Genomic DNA, 16,228 nt, shown 5'->3' with positions numbered 1-16,228 from the left:
CCACGGCCCGCGAGCCGATCAACAGGCCGGATACATATGAGCGATTTCCGAAATCGTGCCAATTTCTCGATTGCGAACAGCAGCCGGCACATACATGGGGCCGAAAGCACCACTTGCGCGGGGAGGGGACCTTTGCTGCGGCTCTTGGAAACAAAACATCATCGAAGAGCGGACATTTCCGACCTCGTCCAACCCATCCCTGCCACCCGCAAGGGGCAAGTCCCGTCATCACCGAACGACGAAAGCGGATGGATCTGCCCCTGCCTCCGGCCTTCCGACCATCCCCGATATCTGGTTGCAAATCGGCCACCCGGTCATATGATGGAGACCAGATAGGGAGGAAGCTATGAAACTGTCCAAAATCTCGGCATTTGCGCTTGCGGCAATGATCTCTTTCGGTCCTGGTGCTGTCACCGCACAGGAACGGGAACAGGTGATGGACAAGGTCCATTTCCTTATTCCCGGTGGCGCAGGCGGCGGTTGGGACGGAACCGCCCGCGGGGTCGGCGAAGCACTCGTCAATTCCGGCCTGGTCGAGACCGTGACCTTCGAAAACATGTCCGGCGCCGGCGGTGGCAAGGCGCTCAATTACATCGTCGAGAATGCGCAAAGCAACGAAGGCACGCTGATGGTGCATTCCACGCCGATCATCGTGCGGGCACTAAACAAGACCGTAAACATGGGATACCGGGACGTCACCCCGGTCGCCGGCGTGATCGGTGACTATGCCGCCATCGTCGTAGGCAAGGACAGCCCCTATCAGAGCTGGGACGAGCTTTACGCCGCCTATCAGGAAAATCCGGGCGGTGTGGCCATCGGCGGTGGATCGTCGCCCGGCAGCATGGACCATCTTGTCCCGGCGGCCATCATGCAGGCGGCAGGCAGCGATCCGCTGGACATGCGCTATGTCGCCTATGACGCGGGTGGCAAGGCCATGGCGGGGTTGCTGTCGGGTGAGATCGCAGCACTCTCCACCGGCCTGTCCGAAGCCATCGCCCTGTCTGACGCGGGCGAGGTTCGCATCCTTGGCGTCACCGCGCCAGAACGTGTCGATGCGGCCCCGGATGCGCCCACCTTTACCGAACTCGGCGTCGACATGGAGTTCATCAACTGGCGCGGCTTCTTCGCAGCCCCCGGTCTGTCCGATGAAAAGCGCGCGCAGTATGCAGATCTTCTCAAGGAAATGACCACGACGGAAGCCTGGGCCACGGTGCGCGACCGCAATGGCTGGATCGACATCTACAACGCGGGTGACGATTTCACGAACTACCTGGCCGCGCAGGAAGCGGACATGGAAAAGCTGATGAAAGACATGGGCTTTATCCAGTAAGGCGGTCTAGCCTGCTACCGGCCGGATCTCTTTGAGCAAGAGGTGCCTGTTCATGACGCTTGACCGCGTGATCGCGTTGTTCATCCTGCTGGCCTGCCTGGTATACGGCTATTCGGCGTTGTTCATCATGGATGCTCAGATCGCACCGTTCATGGCGCGCAACCCGGTCTGGCCGTCGTCCTTTCCAAAGCTTCTGGCGATCGGCGGGGTGGTTTTTGCCCTGCTGGTCCTGGTCTCACCGCACAAGCCGAAGGACGATCCTGACATCGATCTGTCGCGCTGGTCCGACTACAATTACGGGCAGGCCATCGGCCTGCTGGCATTGATGCTGGCCTATGCCGTGCTGCTACTGCCGCTCGGCTTTCTCGCCTCCACCTTCCTGTTCCTGATCCTGGGCAGCCTGATCCTTGGCGAAAGGCGCTGGGTGACGATGATCCTTGCCGCCGGCATCGCCAGCCTCGGCATCTGGTACCTGGTGCAGGAGGTGCTTGGCATCTTCCTGCGCCCCCTTCCAGCAATGTTCGGAACCTGAGCCATGATCGAAGGCATCCTCATAGGCCTGTCGACCGCGTTTACCCTGACCAACATCCTCATGGTATTCGGCGGGTGCCTGATCGGCACCTTCATCGGCATGTTGCCGGGCCTCGGCCCGATGTCGATCATCGCCATCATGATCCCCGTCGCCATCACGATCGGCGATCCGTCGGCGGCGCTGATCCTGCTTGCGGGGGTCTATTACGGCGCCATCTTCGGCGGTTCGACCTCCTCGATCCTGATCAACGCACCCGGCGTCGCCTCGACCGTCGCCTCCAGCTTTGACGGCTACCCGATGGCGCGCGACGGCAAGGCGGGCAAGGCGCTGACCATCGCCGCCATCGCCAGCTTCTGCGGCGGCACCATCGGGGCCATCCTGCTGATGGTTTTCGCGCCGATGCTGGCCTCGGTCGCATTGCTGTTTCATTCCGCCGAGTATTTTGCCCTAATGGTCGTCGGCCTGTCGGCCATTGCGGCATTTGCAGGCACAGGCAACGTCGCCAAGGCGATGCTGATGACGATTGCCGGTCTGATGCTTGCCACAGTCGGCACGTCGGCGCTGTTCAACGCGCCGCGCTTCACCGCCGGCATGATGGAACTGCAATCCGGCATCGGCTTCATCACGCTGGCCATGGCGATGTTCGCCCTGCCGGAAGCGCTGTATCTCGTGCTTGATCCCGCCCGCTCGAAGCGATCGAGCGGCAACTCCAAGATCACCGAGTTGCGCATCAACCGCGAGGAGGCACGCCAGATCGCGCCGGTTATCGGCCGCCAGTCGGTCCAGGGCTTCTTCATCGGTGTCCTGCCGGGGGCGGGGGCGACAATCGCGTCGTTCCTCGGCTATGCGGTTGAGCGCAACATTGCCTCCGCGGAGGATCAGAAACAATTCGGAAAGGGCTCCGTCAAAGGCCTCGCAGCCCCCGAAAGCGCCAATAACGCGGCTTCCACCGGGTCATTCGTGCCTCTGCTGACGCTCGGGATTCCCGGCTCCGGCACGACCGCAATCCTGCTCGGCGCATTGCTGGCGCTCAACGTCACCCCCGGCCCGCGCCTGATGGTGGACCAGCCCGAGATTTTCTGGTCGGTGATCATCTCCATGTATCTCGGCAATCTGGTGCTTTTGGTCCTGAACCTGCCGCTGATCCCCTATATCGCCAAGATCCTTTCGGTGCCGCGCAACTTCCTGATTCCCTTCATCCTCTTCTTCACCCTGATGGGGGCCTATATCGGGCAGAACAATTCGACGGAGCTCTTGCTGCTGGTGGCGTTCGGGATCATGGCGACGATTTTGAAATTCGCGGACTTCCCGCTTCCACCGTTGCTGATCGGCTTCATTCTTGGCGGCATGCTTGAAGACAATTTCGCACGATCCATGCAGCTCTATGACGGAGCGAGTTTCATCTACCAGCGGCCGATGACCCTGCTCCTGCTCATTCTCGCGGCGGGACTTATCGTGTTTCCGGTCCTGCGCAATTGGCGTGCCCTTTCCAGGCAGCGCCGCGGCGTGTCCACGCCGGATTGATGGTGCCCGCCACATAACCCTTGTGGCGCCGCACCGCCCGAAGCCACAGCACCTGCAATCGGCGTTTGATAACGGCTAATTCCACCGCCAGGCCATAGGCCAGGGGCGGGCCGGACAGCCGGTGGTCCAACCTCGGTGGATCAAGTCGAGCGGGTGCCGCCACCGGCGGCAGTGCACCCCTTCGCTGCACGCCTCAACCGGTTTCGCCACGTGGAAAAGGGAGCGATCCACACGCCACTCAAAGGAGAAATCCCCGAGCCCGAGACACGGCCGTCAATCCGCATCGAGACATTTCCGCAGAGCGAGCTCCAGATCCCGCTCATTATAGGGTTTGATCAATCCTGTGAGCGGCCGCCCGAGATCGCTGCGCTCGGTATATTCACGTGGATCGGCACCAGAGGCGATAATGACCGCGATGTCCGGATAAGACGCCGTCACACGGCGCACCAGATCCATTCCTTGCCCGTCAGGAAGGCCAAGGTCGGCGAGCAAGACATGAAAATCATCCTTGCCGAGGCATTCTGTGGCCTCAGCTATGCTGCCGGCTTCGACCACTTGGCAACCCATGTCGGCCAACATATCCGCAGTCGCCATGCGGATCAAAACCTCGTCTTCCACGAGCAGGACCCGCAAGCCCCTTTGCAGCGCATGCGCGCCATTGACAATGTCGGCGTTTCCTTCGCTGACTTGTTCCCGGGATACCTGGCTTGCCGGCCGGCTCAGTATCTCGTGTATCTTTTGGGCCAGGCGTTCGCGGGTGTAAGGCTTGCTTAGCAGGTCAATTCCGTCATCCAGACGCCCGGCATGGACGATCGCATTTTGCGTGTAGCCGGATGTGAAAAGCACCCCGAGTTCTGGAAGAAGCTCCTTGGCCTTTCGGACAAGCTCGGGGCTGCGCAGGGTACCGGGCATGACCACGTCGGTGAAAAGGACATCGATTTTCACTCCGCTGTTCACGACAACCAGCGCGCTGTCGGCAGTCTCCGCCGTAAGCACAGTGTATCCCAGATCCCGCAGCACATCGACGGCTGCTTCCCTGACGGCAGCATCGTCCTCGACGATGAGAACCACTTCTCCGTGCCCCTTGGGCGTTTCAGTCGTTGGCCTCGCCTGCTGGCTTTGGTCGCTTTCGCGCGTCCTGCGGAGATACACCCGAACCGTGGTGCCATGACCTTCTTCGCTGTAAATCTTGATATGACCACCCGATTGCTTGATGAAACCATACACCATGCTCAGGCCGAGCCCGGTTCCTTCCCCTGTTGGTTTGGTTGTGAAAAACGGATCGAAAACCTTATCGATGATCTCGGCGGCGATCCCGGTGCCGGTATCGGTTACTGCCACCATGACGTATTGCCCCGCGACAACTTCCGGGTGCGCCTCCGCATAGGCTTCATCCAAGGACGCGTTTCCGGCCTCAATAGTAAGCTTGCCTCGATGATTCATCGCATCCCTGGCGTTGATTGCCAGGTTAAGGATTACATTCTCCAATTGCACGGGATCGACAAGGCAGTTCCAAAGTCCCCCCGCTATCACCGTTTCAATTTCGATCGCTTCACCGAGAGTTCGCCGCAGCATGTCGTCCATCCCACGGAGAAGCCGCCCTACGTTGCTCGGTTTGGGTTCAAGAGGTTGCTGGCGTCCGAATGCCAGAAGCTGAGCGGTGAGTTTTGCTCCCCTCGATACACCGGTCATCGCGTTCTCAGCGAACTTTCTGTTTGGGTCGTTTACCGGCAACCCCTTCACCAGAAGCTGGAGGTTGCTGCCAATCACCTGAAGGAGATTGTTGAAATCATGCGCAACCCCCCCGGTCAGTTGTCCCACGGCTTCCATCTTCTGAGATTGCACCAGCTGTGCCTCAAGGAGGTCTCGCTGAGCCAAGGCTTCCTCTACTTTCGCATTTAGCGCCTTGGTGAACTCAGCTTCGGCATTGCGGGCTTTCAATACATCGGAAATATCCCGAACTTCTATGACTGTGCCCACAGTTTTCCCGCTTCCGTCCTTCATGGGGGAGGCGGTAAATCCCACGGGATAGAAACTTCCATCCTTGTGGACAAAGATCTCCTCTCCCTGCGTTTGGTGGTCCTCCGGAAAAGCCCGGTCGATTTCACAATCTTCGATGGGAAAATGCCGTCCGTCGGGATGCGTGTGATGGATGACGTCATGAAGTGGACGGCCTTGCGTTTCCTCGAACGTGTATCCCGTGAGCTTTTCCGCTGCCCTGTTCATGAAAACGCAATGCTGCCGATCATCCATCATGAAAATCGACATCGTGGTATTGCTCAATATGGCATCAAGTCGCGCCGACACCTTCACCAGCGCGGCTGTCGTTTGTTTCTGTTTCGTGATGTCTTGGACCGCGGCGTAGAATACGTTTTCGCCATCAGTGGCAATCAGCTGCAGATGTACGAACACGTCATAGCATGAGCCATTCTTCCTCTGGTGAATGGTTTCGAATTCCAGCGTGGTCTGGTCGCCCTTGATCAGAGGATCGACCAGGCGAAGGAACTCCTGCTGTGAAAACTCGGGCTTGATGTCCCATGGCGTCTTGGTCCTCAACTCCTCCATGGTGAAGCCGAGATTCTTGCGCGCTCCTCCGTTAACCAAAGAGAACCTGAAGTCTTCCACCGAGAAGATGTAGACCTCACTTACCGCGTCTTCGACGATACGTCCCAGACGATCACTCGTCATATTTGCCACGTCTTGCATTTTTTCCCTCGTAACAGGCTGCCTTCTGACGGAAGCACCACGCGCTTTCGATTAGCAGAGAGTTCACAGATTATCTCGTGAAGAATTGGTCAGCAGGCAAAAAATATTCCCCCTCAGAAATCGGCTTTTTCGCGCTCGGTAGCCGACCGAATGTGTTCATCGTCTCCAGTCAAACGTGTTGGTATTGCAATTGTATATCTGGGGGGCAAATAAGTGATCTGGGGGGCTGAGCAAGAACTGGATCGAAGAATATTGTTTGGTTGTGGTTCATACGGGTGCAATGTCATAATTGCAGCATTCTCAGGCCAGCCGCAGCTTCGGGCCGAAAGCACCAGTGAAAACTTGCCGATATGCGGCGAGCAGGCGTTCTTTGATGAAAGCGCTTGAACCATTCGTTGCTTCGCAAAAAGCGCTCACGGCCGTATATCTGAAACTCCGCAGACTTCGCTTTGAACATCCTCGGGTCTCCCGCGAGCCCCGTTGGCAGACGCCGGGATACACGGCAATGGCAGCTCGCGGAGGCCGGGAACGTTCTGCTGTTCCGCTGCCGTCGCGAAGTCATGATTTGTTCGCAAGCGCATCGACCAGATCGTCCTTGCTCATCGACGAGCGGCCATCGATGTCCTTTTCCTGGGCCATCTCGTAAAGCTCGTCCTTCGACTTCGCGCGCAGTGCCGTGACCGAGCCCTTGCCGCGTCCGTTGTCGTCGGTTGCCGCGTCGGTCGCATCCAGCAATTCGTCCTTTGTCATGCTCGAGCGGCCTTCTATGTCCAGATCCTGCGCCCGCTCCATCAGCATGTCCTTGGTGGGCCCGTTATCCCTTATCCGGGCAACCTTCCGCTTCACGTCGTCGGGCTGGTCGACAAACTGCTCGTCGCCCTGTTTCTTCTTCTCGGTCGAGCGGGCGTATTCGTCCTCGGTGAGGATCATCCTGATCTTTCTGGGCAGGTAGCGCTCGCCGCTTTCGCCCGACTTGCCGCCGGATTTCGTGCCCCAGTCCTCCTCGGTCCATTGGTGGAGGTCGGTGTCTTCCTGGTCCGCGCCGTCATCCTCATATCCGCCACCACGTTTCTTGTACTCCTGGACCGCCAATTGGGCCTTTCGCGCCGACCACTCTCCGGGGTCGCCGCCCTTGTCGCTTTCGGTGATCTCCTGCTTCACCTTTTCCCAGAGTTCGGGATCGCTTTTCTTGGCAGACGACATCAGCTGTCTTCCTTGAGTGGGTCATGGCCCCAATTCATCAGCGAGTAGCGCCATGCTGACTCTTCTGCATTGTTGTCCGGGCCACCCTGCGACAGATGCCGTTTGATGTAGCCGACGACGGTCGCCATGTGATCCCACTGATCGTCGCTCAGATCGTCCTTGTTGGTGCGCTTGATCTTGACGATGCGGCGCCCCGATTTGTGACCGGTGCTTTCGTCGTCATCGGTATCGCCGACAGATTTTGACTCTTCCGTTTCAAGCCAGTCTTCCAGTTCCGCTGGCGCCATGTTGACGAGATCGCGCCATTCGTCCCAGATCTCGTCTTTCGATTTTGATGATGACATCTATTTCGCCTTAGAATTGCTTTTGCACGATCTTCTGACCCCTATCCCAACGTCCTGATCTCAAATCGGTTCCGGCGGCCCGGCATTTGTCCCCCGCCGCGGATGCCTGCTTTCCCATGCTGTCACAAACTGTCAGTATGCGGCGCTACGCTCGGCCATCATCATCCCATCCCGGAGTCCGTCTTGTCCCGCGCCGCCCGCCTTCTCGATCTCTTGCAAGTTTTCCGCCGGTACCGGCATCCGGTCAGTGGCGCCGCGCTGGCCGAGGAGCTCGGCGTATCGCTGAGAACCATCTACCGCGACATCGAGGCGTTGAAGGCGCAAGGGGCCGCAATCGATGGCGAGGCCGGGGTTGGCTTCGTGCTCAAGCCGGGCTTTATGCTGCCGCCGCTGATGTTTTCCGAAGACGAGATCGAGGCACTGGTGCTCGGCTCGCGATGGGTGGCAGAACGCGCGGACCAGCCCCTGGGAGCGGCCGCGCGCAATGCGCTGGTCAAGATCGGCGCGGTGCTGCCGCCAGATCTGCGCGCCGGCCTGGATGACTCCACGCTGCTGGTCGCCGGTGGGTCTCCGCTTGCCGCCGGAGAGAGCGAGTTGCCGCGCATCCGCGATGCCATCCGCCGACAGCGCAAGCTGACGATCGCCTATGCCGACGTCAATGGGGCGAGCAGCGAGCGCGTGATCTGGCCGATTGCGCTGGCGTTTTTCGACAGGGCCCGGGTGATCGTCGCCTGGTGCGAATTGCGCAATGATTTTCGGCACTTCCGGGCAGACAGGGTGATCCGCCTGGAGGTCGAAACCAACACATACCCGCACCGACGGGCTACGCTGATGAAACAGTGGCAGGCCAAGGAGGGCATAGCGTTGCGCTCCAGGCAGGAAAAAGAACAATCGATGCTGACAAGAATTGACAGCATCAAACAGTAATCTCCGGCTGTCCAGAAAGACTGGTATTCCCACCAATGACGGAGATACCTGACCTTCAACTATGTGCTGTTGCATGTCGCCGACCCTGTGGCGAGCGCCAGATTCTATTCTGACCTGCTCGGCAAGCCGGTCATCGATTCGACGCCCGGTTTTGCCATGCTGCCGTTGAGCGCGACGGTGATGCTCGGTCTCCTCTTGCCGCCGAGGCTGATCCGGACGGTCTGGCAAGGCCCGGGGCAAGCGAAATCTCGTTTGATGTCGCGGATCAGGCTGAACTTCGCCAGCGTCACCCCGGCTGGGTGGACAGGGGCCTTAGCATTCTGGTCGAGCCGGTTGAAAAACCGTTTTGCCTTATATTTGGCGCGGCAGATCCGGACGGTCATCGCGTCCGCGTGGTTGCCAGCAGCAAGAACTGACGCGCGTGCTTATTGGATCAATCATCCCGGTTCGCGGTCACACCGCGGCCGGGTTATCGCGGCCGGGACGCAAGCAAGTTTCTTTGCTGCTTTCAGCGGAGCCTGGACCAGACCGGATCGGCCGGCTCGTCCGGTGCCGCCCGACGCAGGGCACCGAAAACCAGACCACTGAAGAGCGCGATGATCGTGAAGGCAAGCAAGGCGAGAGCAACTGTCATCACATTTGTCCTTTCGTCACACCAACTCTGATGCAGACATGGTGACAAATCCTCAATGAACCGAAGCTGAATGCATTCATGGCTAACAATTGGTGTTCTGGGCGCATCGGGCCGACCGGGATCAACTGCCACCATCCTGGTCAACAGACCTGGGTTGCTTGGTACCGTTCAGTTCAGATGCACGGCGCCCGGCAGAGCTTGGCCGAAATCCGGTCTGCCGGGGCGGGGCGGCGGCAGAGTCTCAAGCATCGCATTCAGGTCCTGGACGCTGGTGCCGTCGTCAAGCTTTGTGGTCCAGACCCTGAACGAGGACAATTGATAGCTGCCGAAAGAGGTGATCATCGCCACATCAGACGCATCGGCGCCGCGCACCATCAGGATGCGGCCGATGCGGGGCACGTTGTAACGCGCGTCGATCGTGTGCCAGCTGCCGCCGAGGAAGACCTCGAACCAGGCGCAGAAATCGTCAAAGCCGGAATCGGGCACCCCGATGTCGCCGAGATAGCCGCTGGCGTAGCGGGCAGGGATGTTCATGGCGCGGCAAAGGCTGACGCCAAGATGGGCAAAGTCGCGGCAGACGCCGGATTTTTCCTCCAGCACGTCGCGCGCAGTCTTGTCGGGACGGCCGAATTTGTAGCCGAAGGTGACATGGTTGTGGACGAAAGTGCTGATTGCCTGCACCCGCGGCCATCCTTCCGGGGTGTTGCCGAAATTGGCCCAGGCAAAGTTGCCCAGGCTGTCGGAATCGCAATAGCGGCTGGCGCCGAGAAATTCGAGCGTGTCGCTGGGCAGGTCCTCGATCCGGTGTTGAAGCGCGAATGTCGGCCAGATATCGGGTGCGCCGCTGACTTCTGCGACGCAATCGGACCAGAATGTGGTGCGGCCCTGGTCGGCAACGGCGCGGGATATCCGGTTTCCGTAACGGTCGACATAGATCGAAATGGGCGTCATGGCGGTTGTTCTGACGTAGTCAGCGCCAATCAGACGGCCATTGAATTCCGTGTGGGTGGAGAGTGCCAGCAGCATCGGGACCGGTGCGGGGCAGTCGACGATGATTTCAAATCCAAATCTGATCAGCATGGCAACACCTCATGTCGTGAACTGCTGCAACGAAGTGGCCATTGCTTGGTTCCAGTGCCGGTCGCGCTATTTGCGTGCCGGGTGCACGCCTTCGGGCGCGCTCGAACACTATGACATGGCTTTGAAGTCGTGGTTCGATTCTTTTTCGCAGACGCACAATTTGTTGGCCGCGATGGTCATGAAGATGGGCGCGCCGGCAAGAATTGGCTTTGATAAAGCGCAATAAAGGCGTATGAAACAGGTGTAATAATTCAAACATTGCGTGGTTCGGCATGGCTTAGGCTGGCTGTCACCCTGTTTGCATCTCGACCAAGAATTGAAAATAATTGCCCGGGACGCACAAATTCTGCGCCGGGCGCAGATCGTATTGGAATGACCATGAGCAAGAATGTCTTCACCAAGGGGCAGCAGGTAACGCTGCAATCGCGCGTCGGGCTGTCGCCGCGCACTCCCAGGGAATTTACCGTGCTGATGCGGTTGCCGGACAATCAGGGCAAGGCCCAGTACCGGATCCGCAACGAGGAACAGGGCCATGAGCGCGTCGAGCAGGGCAGCAATCTGGAACTTGTGAGTTCCGTCAGCAACGCCTAGCGCCTGACACCGCCGTCATGGTCATGGCCAGGAACGGCGCCGAATTTTCTCTATGTCGCGTAGACCAATCCGAACAGGCCAATCCCGGCCGCCCGGATGCTCCGCCGGAACAGGACCTGTCATGGCCAAGGGCCAAATGAAGTCGAACAAGGAAGTTCGCAAACCGAAGAAGGACAAGGCCGCGGTGAAAGCCACGGCGGCGGTCGGAACCGCGGTCAAGCAGCTGGAAACAAACCCGTTTCAGAAAAAAGCCAAGAAGTGACCGCGCTTGCGCCGCAGCGGTTGCGAGCCCTGCGATGATCGGTTTTCCCAACCAGATGCGCAGTTTTGACGAGGACGCCGGCACGATCCGGTTTTCCGGCTATGACGGCGTGATGGAAGTCCGCTTCGTGCTGGAAGCTCCGGCGCTCGAGCAGATCGCCGGGCTCGCCCGTTCGCCTGATACCGCCTATCTCGAGGCTTTCGACCGCTATCGTGCGCAGATCGAAACGGCGGCCGTGCGCGCCTACAAGAAAACCCGCAAATCTCTGATCTGGTTGTCTTCGGCCGATTTCTGAGCCGGCTTGCCGGCGGTTTCGTCCAATCATCGCTTGAAGCGCTTTCGCTGTCATGACAAAAGGCCTTGCAAAGAAGGGTTTTGTCATGCGCATCGCGTTTTATCCCGGGTCGTTCGACCCCATGACCAATGGCCACATCCACGTGCTCGAGCAATCGCTGGCGCTGTGCGACCGGCTTGTGGTCGGCATCGGCGTGCATCCGGGCAAGACGCCGATGTTCTCGTTCGATGAACGTGCGGCCATGATCACCGACGTGGTGAAGGCGCAGTTTCCGCAGCGCGCTGGCGATGTCAGCGTGGTCTCGTTTCAGAACCTGGTGGTGGAAGCCGCACAGGATGCGGGCGCAACCGTACTGGTGCGCGGCCTGCGCGACGGCACCGATCTCGACTACGAAATGCAGATGGCGGGCATGAACCGGGCGATGGCGCCTGGGATCACCACCGTGTTCGCACCGGCCTGTCCGGAGTCCCGCCACATCACCGCCACGCTTGTCAGGCAGATCGCCAAGATGGGCGGCGATGTCACGCCGTTTGTCCCGGCCGTCGTGCATCAGGCACTCAAAGCGCGGCTTTCGGGAACCTAACAGCCTTCGCCGTGGCGTTGCCAAGCCCGCGGCGGTGTGTCAAACGATTGCCGCCGGCGCGACAAGCCCGGCCGCCGCACTTTAATGGAGCCACCATGCGTTCTTCCCGCCTGCTCATCGCCGCGACCCTGGCCCTCGGCCTGGCCTCGACCGCTTTTGCCAATGCCGCCGAGATGCTGACCATCAAGCTCAAGACGGGCGATGTCGTCATCGAACTTGCCGACGATGTCGCGCCTGAGCATGCGGCGCGGCTGAAGGCGCTGGCGGATGCCGGCGAATATGACAATGTCGCCTTTCACCGGGTGATCGAAGGCTTCATGGCCCAGACCGGCGATGTCCAGTTCGGCGACATGGAAAACGGCTTCGTGCCGCAGCGCGCCGGCACCGGCGGCTCCTCCGAGCCTGACCTGGCGGCCGAATTTTCCGACAAGCCGTTCGAGCGCGGCACGGTCGGCATGGCCCGTTCGCAAGATCCTAACTCGGCCAACTCGCAGTTTTTCATCATGTTTGCGCCCGCACCGCATCTCGACGGCCAGTACACCGTGGTCGGCAAGGTGGTCGAGGGCATGGAACATGTCGACCAGATCAAGCGCGGCAGCGCCAATGCCAATGGCGCGGTGGACAATCCCGACCGCATGCTCGAGGTCCGCTCCGGCAGCTGACCAGATACCCATTTCAATCTGAACAGGAGAGACGCAATGGCGGAGATCAAGGATCCCGAAAACACACTGATCATGGAAACCACCCAGGGTGAAGTGATCATCGAAATGCTGCCCGACCTGGCGCCCGGCCATGTCGCCCGGATCAAGGAACTGGCCCGTGAAGGCGCCTATGACGGCGTCGTGTTTCACCGCGTCATCGAAGGCTTCATGGCGCAGACCGGCGACGTCAAGTTCGGCAAGTCCGACGGGCCGTCATTCGATCCCCGCCGCGCCGGCATGGGCGGCTCCGACAAGGGTAACCTGAAGGCGGAATTCTCCAACATGAACCATTCCCGCGGCACCTGCTCGATGGCGCGCGCGCAGGATCCGAACTCGGCCAATTCGCAGTTCTTCATCTGCTTCGACGATGCCGGCTTCCTCAACCGCCAGTACACGGTCTGGGGCCAGGTGACGTCGGGCATGGACAATGTCGACAAGATCAAGCGCGGCGAGCCCGTCGTCGATCCCGACAAGATCGTGTCGATGAAGGTTGCGGCTGACGCCAAGGCCTAAGTCATTTTCGCGCGGAGTTCCCTGGCTTCAGGCCATGTGAGTTCCGCGCGTTTTTTGTGAGGCCCACCGATGCGCGTAGACCTTTTCGATTTCGAGCTTCCCGACGAGCGGATTGCGCTGCGCCCGGCAGCCCCACGCGACAGTGCCCGGCTGCTGCGCGTCGATGCCGATGGAAGCCTTAAGGATCTTTCGGTCTCGGACCTCGCCGGTCTGCTCGCGCCCGGCGATGCGCTGGTGTTCAACGACACGCGCGTGATTCCGGCGCAGCTTGAAGGCTTCCGCCTCCGCGGCGAGAACCGGCAACGCATTTCCGCCACGCTGCACATGCGCGCGGGCCCCGACCGCTGGAAAGCCTTTGTCCGTCCGGCCAAGCGGATCAAGCAAGGCGACCGGCTGCACTTTGGCGGTGACGGCGCCACCTGTCTTTCGGGCGTGCTCGATGCCACCGCGGGGACACGCGGCGAGGGCGGCGAGCTCGAGCTGATCTTTGATCTCTCCGGCCCGGCGCTCGACGAGGCGATCATGGCCAGTGGCCAAATCCCGCTGCCGCCCTATATCGCGTCCAAGCGCGGCGAGGACGACCAGGACCGCAAAGATTATCAGACCATCTATGCGCGCGAGGACGGCGCCGTCGCAGCCCCCACCGCGGGCCTGCATTTCACTGACGCGCTGTTTGACAAGCTCGATGCGCGCGGCATTTCCCGGCATTTCGTCACGCTGCATGTCGGCGCCGGTACCTTCCTGCCGGTCAAGGCCGACGACACCACCGAGCACCGGATGCATTCGGAAGTCGGCCATGTCAGTGCTAAGACCGCCGAAGCCCTCAATCAGGTCCATGCGCGCGGCGGCCGCGTTGTTTCCGTCGGGACCACCTCGCTGAGGCTGCTGGAAAGCGCCACGTCCGAGGACGGCACCATCCAGCCCTGGTCGGGCCCGACCGACATCTTCATCACGCCCGGCTACCGGTTTCGCGCCGTCGATGTGCTGATGACCAATTTCCACCTGCCGCGCTCGACGCTGTTCATGCTGGTCTCGGCCTTTTCCGGGCTCGAGACCATGCGCGCGGCCTACCGCCATGCCATCGACAATGGCTACCGTTTCTATTCCTATGGCGATTCCAGCCTGTTGTTCCGGAGCGCGCCATGACCGCCGAATCCGACGTCACATCCGACACCTTCCAGTTCAAGCTTCTGGCCACCGACGGCAAGGCGCGGCGCGGCGCGATCTCGATGCCGCGTGGCACCATCCGCACGCCTGCCTTCATGCCGGTGGGCACCGGCGGCACGGTCAAGGCCATGTATATGGACCAAGTCGAGGATCTCGGCGCCGACATCATTCTCGGCAACACCTACCATCTGATGCTCAGGCCCGGTGCCGAGCGGGTGGCGAAGCTCGGCGGCCTGCACGAATTCGGCCGCTGGCAAAAGCCGATCCTGACCGATTCCGGCGGCTTTCAGGTGATGTCGCTGTCGGCGCTCAGAAAGATCAACGAGCAGGGCGTCACCTTCCAGTCGCATATCGACGGCTCGCGCCACGAGATGAGCCCGGAGCGCTCGATCGAGATCCAGGGCCTGCTCGATTCCGACATCCAGATGCAGCTCGACGAATGCGTGCGCCTGCCGGCCGGCGAGACCGAAATCGAGCGCGCCATGGAAATGTCGCTGCGCTGGGCCGACCGCTGCAAGGTGGCCTTTGGCGACCAGCCCGGCAAGGCGATGTTCGGCATTGTCCAGGGCGGCGATGTCCCGAAACTGCGCGAGCGCTCGGCTGAAGGCCTCTCCAGCCTCGATCTCAAGGGCTATGCGGTGGGCGGCCTTGCCGTCGGCGAACCGCAGGAGGTGATGCTCGACATGCTCGATGTCATCTGTCCGCTGCTGCCGGCGGAAAAGCCGCGCTATCTGATGGGGGTGGGCACGCCCGACGACATGCTCAAATCGGTTGGCCGCGGCATCGACATGTTCGACTGCGTGATGCCGACCCGCGCCGGCCGCCACGGACTGGCCTTTACCCGCCACGGCAAGATCAACATCAAGAATGCCCGCCACGCCGAAGACCACCGGCCGCTTGACGAAGAGAGCTCATGCCCGGCAGCGCGCGCCTATTCCCGCGCCTATCTGCACCACTTGGTCCGCTCCAACGAGATTCTGGGCATGATGCTGATCACCTGGAACAACCTCAGCTACTACCAGGACCTTATGTCCGGCATCCGCGCCGCGATCGCAGCACAGCGCTTCGACGACTTCTCCGCCGAGACGCAAGAGCGCTGGGCCAAGGGCGACATCCCGCCGCTGGGGTAGGGCGCCGGTTGCCACCCGGCCGGCTTCGAAGTCATCGAATTGCGGAAGCACACCGTTCTTCAACCTGAACGTGATCCGCACAGGCCGCCTTCCCCTCCGTCATCCCGGCCCACGAGCCGGGATCCAGCGACCCGGCGTCCGCCGGGTCAGAGGAGTCTTCCAGCCAAAGGACTTGGGCTGGCTGGACCCCGGAGCTACGACGTCGCTGTGCTTTTCTGGATCAAGACCTGGGTAACGGCGGTCTGCTGAGCAAACCCTTACGCCGCATCGAGCGTCTTTTCGCAATGGGACGGCCCGCCCTTCGGGTCAATCCGGTCGGACACAGCGCTGATCGAGGTAATGGTGTAATCCTTGGCAACCGAAAGCTCGACCACGCAGGGCCGGCCACCGCGAAAGCCGCCGCGCCAGGTGTATTGCGTCGCGCCGAGCGCCCCGCCGCTGTCGGAAACCGGTGGTCCGTATGCGGCAAAGAAACTGCCTGCCGACTTGCCGTTCCAGCGCTTCTCAAGTGGATTGGAAGCCACCGACGCGGTGGTACAGGCCGAAACGAAAGCGGCGCTGACAACCAGAAGTGCAAGCCGGAATGTCATGGTCAAGGTTCCTCGGAGATCGCGTTGGTAAAGTGGTGAGGGCAGCGTGCACCCGCGCAAGGTCATAGCGGATTTCGCCCAAAGAAGAAATCCGGGGACATGAGAGAACTCCTTGC

20 protein-coding genes are annotated in these 16,228 nt (G+C 60.6%); 13 read left to right on the top strand and 7 right to left on the bottom strand.

Annotated elements, in window-relative coordinates; all coding sequences use genetic code 11:
- Window positions 1-346 precede the first annotated feature (346 nt).
- The 3 genes from CRO46_RS19040 to CRO46_RS19030 are packed head-to-tail and all read left to right on the top strand — an operon-like array spanning window position 347 to window position 3,386.
- Entirely contained in the window at window positions 347-1,330 is a 984-nt protein-coding gene (locus tag CRO46_RS19040; protein WP_097109377.1) for a tripartite tricarboxylate transporter substrate binding protein, read from the top strand.
- Between the two features lie 52 nt (window positions 1,331-1,382).
- Window positions 1,383-1,862 carry a tripartite tricarboxylate transporter TctB family protein gene (locus tag CRO46_RS19035; protein WP_097109376.1) on the top strand — a complete coding sequence of 160 codons (480 nt, stop codon included), beginning with the start codon at window positions 1,383-1,385 and terminating at the stop codon, window positions 1,860-1,862.
- A 3-nt stretch (window positions 1,863-1,865) separates the two neighbouring features.
- Window positions 1,866-3,386 carry a tripartite tricarboxylate transporter permease gene (locus tag CRO46_RS19030; protein WP_097109375.1) on the top strand — a complete coding sequence of 507 codons (1,521 nt, stop codon included), beginning with the start codon at window positions 1,866-1,868 and terminating at the stop codon, window positions 3,384-3,386.
- 273 nt (window positions 3,387-3,659) lie between these two features.
- Here the strand turns inward: CRO46_RS19030 and CRO46_RS19025 are convergent, their stop codons facing one another.
- The 3 genes from CRO46_RS19025 to CRO46_RS19015 all read right to left on the bottom strand — a co-directional run bounded on the left by CRO46_RS19025 (window position 3,660) and on the right by CRO46_RS19015 (window position 7,639).
- Window positions 3,660-6,092, bottom strand: a complete 2,433-nt coding sequence (locus CRO46_RS19025; protein ID WP_097109374.1) for a PAS domain S-box protein — start codon at window positions 6,090-6,092, stop codon at window positions 3,660-3,662.
- A 558-nt stretch (window positions 6,093-6,650) separates the two neighbouring features.
- Complete coding sequence (locus CRO46_RS19020) at window positions 6,651-7,295, bottom strand: Rho termination factor N-terminal domain-containing protein (RefSeq protein ID WP_097109373.1); 645 nt, start codon at window positions 7,293-7,295, stop codon at window positions 6,651-6,653.
- Window positions 7,295-7,639, bottom strand: coding sequence for a DUF3140 domain-containing protein (locus CRO46_RS19015; RefSeq protein WP_097109372.1), 345 nt, complete (start codon window positions 7,637-7,639; stop codon window positions 7,295-7,297). The genes CRO46_RS19020 and CRO46_RS19015 overlap by 1 nt, the downstream gene beginning before the upstream one ends.
- A 183-nt stretch (window positions 7,640-7,822) precedes the next feature.
- On the opposite strand from CRO46_RS19015, the gene CRO46_RS19010 reads away from it, so the two are divergent.
- Window positions 7,823-8,566 (top strand): helix-turn-helix transcriptional regulator, encoded by a 744-nt coding sequence (locus CRO46_RS19010; protein WP_179759125.1) that lies wholly within the window; start codon window positions 7,823-7,825, stop codon window positions 8,564-8,566.
- 104 nt (window positions 8,567-8,670) lie between these two features.
- Here CRO46_RS19010 and CRO46_RS20035 read toward each other — a convergent pair whose 3' ends face one another.
- The 3 genes from CRO46_RS20035 to CRO46_RS19000 form a co-directional block, all read right to left on the bottom strand.
- Complete coding sequence (locus tag CRO46_RS20035) at window positions 8,671-8,949, bottom strand: hypothetical protein (RefSeq protein WP_179759124.1); 279 nt, start codon at window positions 8,947-8,949, stop codon at window positions 8,671-8,673.
- Between the two features lie 125 nt (window positions 8,950-9,074).
- Window positions 9,075-9,200, bottom strand: a complete 126-nt coding sequence (locus tag CRO46_RS20280; RefSeq protein ID WP_280176276.1) for a hypothetical protein — start codon at window positions 9,198-9,200, stop codon at window positions 9,075-9,077.
- 168 nt (window positions 9,201-9,368) lie between these two features.
- A complete protein-coding gene (locus CRO46_RS19000; RefSeq protein ID WP_097109370.1) occupies window positions 9,369-10,280 on the bottom strand; it encodes a transglutaminase-like domain-containing protein in 912 nt (303 codons plus the stop codon).
- Here CRO46_RS19000 and CRO46_RS18995 point away from each other — a divergent pair.
- From CRO46_RS18995 to tgt, 9 genes are all read left to right on the top strand, one after another.
- Window positions 10,279-10,506, top strand: a complete 228-nt coding sequence (locus CRO46_RS18995) for a hypothetical protein (protein WP_097109369.1) — start codon at window positions 10,279-10,281, stop codon at window positions 10,504-10,506. The genes CRO46_RS19000 and CRO46_RS18995 overlap by 2 nt on opposite strands.
- A gap of 152 nt (window positions 10,507-10,658) precedes the next feature.
- On the top strand, window positions 10,659-10,871 hold the full coding sequence (locus tag CRO46_RS18990) for a hypothetical protein (protein ID WP_097109368.1): 213 nt from the start codon (window positions 10,659-10,661) through the stop codon (window positions 10,869-10,871).
- A gap of 121 nt (window positions 10,872-10,992) precedes the next feature.
- A complete protein-coding gene (locus CRO46_RS20030; RefSeq protein ID WP_179759123.1) occupies window positions 10,993-11,133 on the top strand; it encodes a hypothetical protein in 141 nt (46 codons plus the stop codon).
- 34 nt (window positions 11,134-11,167) lie between these two features.
- Complete coding sequence (locus CRO46_RS18985; protein ID WP_097109367.1) at window positions 11,168-11,428, top strand: DUF1488 family protein; 261 nt, start codon at window positions 11,168-11,170, stop codon at window positions 11,426-11,428.
- 85 nt (window positions 11,429-11,513) lie between these two features.
- Window positions 11,514-12,011, top strand: coding sequence for a pantetheine-phosphate adenylyltransferase (gene coaD / locus CRO46_RS18980; protein WP_097109402.1), 498 nt, complete (start codon window positions 11,514-11,516; stop codon window positions 12,009-12,011).
- Window positions 12,012-12,106: 95 nt separating this feature from the next.
- The gene (locus tag CRO46_RS18975) at window positions 12,107-12,673 is read left to right on the top strand and encodes a peptidylprolyl isomerase (protein WP_097109366.1); all 567 of its coding nucleotides are present in this window, start codon (window positions 12,107-12,109) and stop codon (window positions 12,671-12,673) included.
- A gap of 36 nt (window positions 12,674-12,709) precedes the next feature.
- Window positions 12,710-13,225 carry a peptidylprolyl isomerase gene (locus CRO46_RS18970; RefSeq protein ID WP_097109365.1) on the top strand — a complete coding sequence of 172 codons (516 nt, stop codon included), beginning with the start codon at window positions 12,710-12,712 and terminating at the stop codon, window positions 13,223-13,225.
- 69 nt (window positions 13,226-13,294) lie between these two features.
- Complete coding sequence (gene queA / locus CRO46_RS18965) at window positions 13,295-14,371, top strand: tRNA preQ1(34) S-adenosylmethionine ribosyltransferase-isomerase QueA (RefSeq protein ID WP_097109364.1); 1,077 nt, start codon at window positions 13,295-13,297, stop codon at window positions 14,369-14,371.
- Complete coding sequence (gene tgt, locus CRO46_RS18960; protein WP_097109363.1) at window positions 14,368-15,522, top strand: tRNA guanosine(34) transglycosylase Tgt; 1,155 nt, start codon at window positions 14,368-14,370, stop codon at window positions 15,520-15,522. Before queA ends, tgt begins: the two co-directional genes overlap by 4 nt.
- Before the next feature lie 257 nt (window positions 15,523-15,779).
- On the opposite strand, the gene CRO46_RS18955 is transcribed toward tgt, so the two are convergent.
- Window positions 15,780-16,112, bottom strand: coding sequence for a hypothetical protein (locus CRO46_RS18955; protein ID WP_097109362.1), 333 nt, complete (start codon window positions 16,110-16,112; stop codon window positions 15,780-15,782).
- Window positions 16,113-16,228 lie beyond the last annotated feature (116 nt).

The sequence above is a fragment of the Parahoeflea halophila genome, assembly GCF_900220985.1.
Lineage (GTDB): Bacteria > Pseudomonadota > Alphaproteobacteria > Rhizobiales > Rhizobiaceae > Hoeflea > Hoeflea halophila.
This window is presented reverse-complemented; position numbering and strand designations above follow the sequence as displayed.

Coding starts and splice junctions, on each gene's coding strand:
- CRO46_RS19015 (WP_097109372.1), bottom strand. CDS start 7,639: ATGTCATCATCAAAATCGAAAGACGAGATCTGGGACGAATGGCGCGAT.
- CRO46_RS19040 (WP_097109377.1), top strand. CDS start 347: ATGAAACTGTCCAAAATCTCGGCATTTGCGCTTGCGGCAATGATCTCT.
- CRO46_RS19030 (WP_097109375.1), top strand. CDS start 1,866: ATGATCGAAGGCATCCTCATAGGCCTGTCGACCGCGTTTACCCTGACC.
- CRO46_RS18985 (WP_097109367.1), top strand. CDS start 11,168: ATGATCGGTTTTCCCAACCAGATGCGCAGTTTTGACGAGGACGCCGGC.
- tgt (WP_097109363.1), top strand. CDS start 14,368: ATGACCGCCGAATCCGACGTCACATCCGACACCTTCCAGTTCAAGCTT.
- CRO46_RS18955 (WP_097109362.1), bottom strand. CDS start 16,112: ATGACATTCCGGCTTGCACTTCTGGTTGTCAGCGCCGCTTTCGTTTCG.
- CRO46_RS20280 (WP_280176276.1), bottom strand. CDS start 9,200: ATGACAGTTGCTCTCGCCTTGCTTGCCTTCACGATCATCGCGCTCTTC.
- queA (WP_097109364.1), top strand. CDS start 13,295: ATGCGCGTAGACCTTTTCGATTTCGAGCTTCCCGACGAGCGGATTGCG.
- coaD (WP_097109402.1), top strand. CDS start 11,514: ATGCGCATCGCGTTTTATCCCGGGTCGTTCGACCCCATGACCAATGGC.
- CRO46_RS19000 (WP_097109370.1), bottom strand. CDS start 10,280: ATGCTGATCAGATTTGGATTTGAAATCATCGTCGACTGCCCCGCACCG.
- CRO46_RS18995 (WP_097109369.1), top strand. CDS start 10,279: ATGGCAACACCTCATGTCGTGAACTGCTGCAACGAAGTGGCCATTGCT.
- CRO46_RS18975 (WP_097109366.1), top strand. CDS start 12,107: ATGCGTTCTTCCCGCCTGCTCATCGCCGCGACCCTGGCCCTCGGCCTG.
- CRO46_RS19025 (WP_097109374.1), bottom strand. CDS start 6,092: ATGCAAGACGTGGCAAATATGACGAGTGATCGTCTGGGACGTATCGTC.
- CRO46_RS20030 (WP_179759123.1), top strand. CDS start 10,993: ATGGCCAAGGGCCAAATGAAGTCGAACAAGGAAGTTCGCAAACCGAAG.
- CRO46_RS18990 (WP_097109368.1), top strand. CDS start 10,659: ATGAGCAAGAATGTCTTCACCAAGGGGCAGCAGGTAACGCTGCAATCG.
- CRO46_RS19020 (WP_097109373.1), bottom strand. CDS start 7,295: ATGTCGTCTGCCAAGAAAAGCGATCCCGAACTCTGGGAAAAGGTGAAG.
- CRO46_RS20035 (WP_179759124.1), bottom strand. CDS start 8,949: ATGACCGTCCGGATCTGCCGCGCCAAATATAAGGCAAAACGGTTTTTC.
- CRO46_RS19035 (WP_097109376.1), top strand. CDS start 1,383: ATGACGCTTGACCGCGTGATCGCGTTGTTCATCCTGCTGGCCTGCCTG.
- CRO46_RS18970 (WP_097109365.1), top strand. CDS start 12,710: ATGGCGGAGATCAAGGATCCCGAAAACACACTGATCATGGAAACCACC.